This is a genomic window from Accumulibacter sp., from assembly GCF_031732815.1.
Taxonomy (GTDB): Bacteria; Pseudomonadota; Gammaproteobacteria; order Burkholderiales; family Rhodocyclaceae; genus Accumulibacter.
In genome coordinates, this window is the sequence record NZ_JAVMKF010000255.1 from 1 (window position 1) to 2,945 (window position 2,945).

At 61.1% G+C, this 2,945-nt stretch carries 3 protein-coding genes and 1 pseudogene; 3 read left to right on the top strand and 1 reads right to left on the bottom strand.

Features of this window, described 5'->3' with window-relative positions; all coding sequences use genetic code 11:
• Window positions 1–288: 288 nt before the first annotated feature.
• Together RKP46_RS15280 and RKP46_RS15285 are read left to right on the top strand one after the other, a co-directional pair.
• Window positions 289–483: pseudogene (locus tag RKP46_RS15280) on the top strand (AAA family ATPase); the annotation flags it as partial.
• Entirely contained in the window at window positions 480–683 is a 204-nt protein-coding gene (locus RKP46_RS15285) for a hypothetical protein (protein WP_311107429.1), read from the top strand. The pseudogene RKP46_RS15280 and the gene RKP46_RS15285, both read left to right, overlap by 4 nt.
• Window positions 684–1,520: 837 nt before the next feature.
• On the opposite strand, the gene RKP46_RS15290 is transcribed toward RKP46_RS15285, so the two are convergent.
• Entirely contained in the window at window positions 1,521–1,733 is a 213-nt protein-coding gene (locus tag RKP46_RS15290) for a hypothetical protein (RefSeq protein WP_311107430.1), read from the bottom strand.
• A gap of 314 nt (window positions 1,734–2,047) precedes the next feature.
• Here RKP46_RS15290 and RKP46_RS15295 point away from each other — a divergent pair, with 314 nt between their 5' ends.
• Window positions 2,048–2,608, top strand: coding sequence for a LytS/YhcK type 5TM receptor domain-containing protein (locus tag RKP46_RS15295; RefSeq protein WP_311107431.1), 561 nt, complete (start codon window positions 2,048–2,050; stop codon window positions 2,606–2,608).
• The last annotated feature ends 337 nt before the right edge of the window (window positions 2,609–2,945 follow it).

Sequence of the window (2,945 nt, forward strand, 5' to 3'; positions counted from 1 at the left end):
CGGTGCCGCACTCAAGCGCCGCCGCGGATTTGCAGCTCTGCCGAAAGGACACCGAAAATCGAACGCCTCGCAGACCACTTGCGACAACTGTGTTCGAGTCATATCGATACGTGCGGCCATCTCCCGAACGTATTCCAGCGCATCACCTTCCCACAGCCGCTTCGCCAGATCCATAGGCGAAACCATAAGGAAAAACCGCTACGGTGTTCAGCGGAGATCTGGCGCAGGGTAAGCGCCGTGTGCGGGACCTATAACCTCCGCAGGCCTTTCACAGCGGCGGACGTAACACACGGGTTCAAGCACGCCGGCTGCACGCAGACGCTGCTCAGCGATTCGGGCCTGGAGATCCTGCGTCAGGCGAGCAAGGGACTGCCCCGGCATGCGGCGCGCATTCTGCGTACCGCCATGCGTCTGGCGGTACCGCGCGGGCTCAATCATCTGCCCGACGACCTGTTGCAATTGGCCATCGAGGAACTCCGATGAGCCGCCGTCGCAATAGCCTGTTCCCCGAGGGCCTCTCCGACGAAGCCGCTGCCGCGCTCTGCGACTTCCTCTTCCGGCTCGCCACCGCCTGCGAGAGCCACTACCTCGTACAACTGCGCCGTCATCACGATCGCCAACGGAACCTCTACGATCCCGAGGAACCCTGGCGCTTCCCGCCCAGCGATCCGCGAGCCCGATAGACCTCCTGTCCCACGCTGCAGCCGGGGAAAATCCGCCCGGCTACAGCGTGGGACATTCTTCTTGTCTCACCCCGGAACAGCTCGGGACGGAGAGGCTCGGATAGGGCGGGACGTAACAGCAGGCACTGCTCGTGGTCGCCCTTCACCACTTCCTGAATGCCTGTCACCCACGCCTTGAGCACGCTCTCGAAGGCTGCCTTGCCCCCTTCAAATTTCACTTTGTCGGCTTGGCGGATGCCTCTGCCAGAACTCGGCAGGGTGATCATGTCATGTTCGGTCAGCTTGGCTCAGTAGCTGCGAATCTCGGTCTGCCTGGTAGATCGTGGCGACAGCAAACATCAACGTTCGACGATAGTTATATGATTGCAAGTTCATTGTGGAGGAGGTGCAATGATGCCGGGATAGGCGCGTCGTGGGGAAGCGTTACTGACTGCGGGAGAATGTCAATGGCGGCCAAAAACCGCCGAAATCTGGCGCGGCCGAAAATTCGGGCACGAAAATTGCCGGCCCGGAGCCGGGTCAAGGGCGGGCGCCAGCCCGGCGCAGCAACCCCTTGACGCGGCGGAGGGACGGGTACGCTGGAGCATGGCTGTAAGCGCGGCAGTTCCGCGCTTACAGCCATGCTGACCTGCGCTTTTCTGCGCCAGATTGCCGCGGTTTCTCACCGCCATTAACAGAGAAAGACAGATGCTTCGCCCACAAGCTCCACCGAGCTCCATACGGTTTGGATCAGATCCCAGGAGGTCAAAACCAACCGCATCACCGGTCAACTGACCGGAACTCGCAGGGCTCCGCTTATCGAAGAGCATTTGCTGTCAAAACAGACTGGGCCACCTCTCACCTCTCCGCGAGCGCGGCGACAGCCGCGGGCGCGGGGAAGTCCTGTTCGTTCGCCAGTGTCATGAATCGGAACGACGGACCACTTGCGGATGTGGCGGGGAATCTCCTATCCTCTATGAGCTTGCCGCGGTCGCTGTGGGTATGCACCTGTGCGATGGCCGCGGCGAAACGGTCCGCAAGGGACACAATGAAGTTCCTTGCGAGGTTCATGTCCACATCATGGAAGGCTCTTGCTCCTCGTTTCGCTGGTCGCTGCTCTGACATCGGGCGGCCTCGCTGGAAAGCTTGCCGATTTGCTGGCTTGGCGTTTTTTTTTTGCAAGACGGCGAGCGGCTGCGCTCAAGCCTTGCTGGGGTTGTCCCGTCGCTCGTGAACGGGGGGCTTGGAGGCTTCCGACGACATGCCCCCAAGACGCGACATGAGCCAATGCATCAGTCTGCCAAGTTCGGTCGGGAATGAAAGCACTGCGAGAAGGAGAGACTGTCTGTCTTGGGTCAACCGAAGATCAGAGGGACTTTCAGTTCATGGCCGATACGCGCATTCTGCTCAAGACAGTGGCCATCGCCCTGCCGTTTGGCTTTGCGGCTTTTCTTTGCATCTACGGCGGTCTGGCGCTTTACGTCCCGGGAACGCAGATCATCACCGACCCGCGCGAGATCTTCGTTACCCTTGGCGGAGCGCTGACCGGACCGGCGGGCGCTCTGCTCATCGGCGTCCTGGCGGGAATCTACGACCCGGTGCCCGGCCTTTATCCGGCCACGATCGCGATGCATGTGACCGGCGCCCTGTGGATGGCCTTCGCCTACAAGAAGCTGGTCTTCGAGCGGTTTTCTTCCTGGCTGTTCTTTCCCGCCTGGATCGCGCTGGTCGCGGCCTATTACCTCGCCTTCGTCATGCCTGTGTTCGTGCTCGCAACGAGCCTGCTTCCCGATTTGTCTGCGCAGGTTTTTCCCGACGGCTTATCGGCCCAGGCACTGGCGACTTTCTATCGCGCCGTGATATGGCCTGAGCTTGTCCTGACATCGCTCATCACCGCGGCCATTCTGGCGTTGCTTCCGATGAGGCTGCGCAAGCCCCTATGGTAAGTTGCATTTTCGCCGACCTGCGCGCCTGCCTGAGGATGCGCCTCATGACGAGCACCCATGTCGTGTTGAGACGCTTCGCCATCGGTCGATCTCAGCCTGCTGGTTGCGACCTTGATGCTCGATGCCTGTCGTATCCCAGACGCGCTCGCACAGGTTTTCCGACGGCACGCCTGGACAAGGGTGGAGAACCGTTACATGCCACGCGATGGCCCGAGCCAGGCTTGACCCCGGATGTCACGACGGTACTTCTGTCGCTGACCCCGGTAAAAGCGCACGCGGCGTGCGTGTCCTTTCGGCAACCCTGCGTGAAATCCCTGACGGCGTCTGGTAGCGTAGG

Excerpts from the sequence above, each read along its gene's own strand:
- RKP46_RS15285 (WP_311107429.1), top strand. The coding sequence starts at position 480 with ATGAGCCGCCGTCGCAATAGCCTGTTCCCCGAGGGCCTCTCCGACGAA.
- RKP46_RS15290 (WP_311107430.1), bottom strand. The coding sequence starts at position 1,733 with ATGAACCTCGCAAGGAACTTCATTGTGTCCCTTGCGGACCGTTTCGCC.
- RKP46_RS15295 (WP_311107431.1), top strand. The coding sequence starts at position 2,048 with ATGGCCGATACGCGCATTCTGCTCAAGACAGTGGCCATCGCCCTGCCG.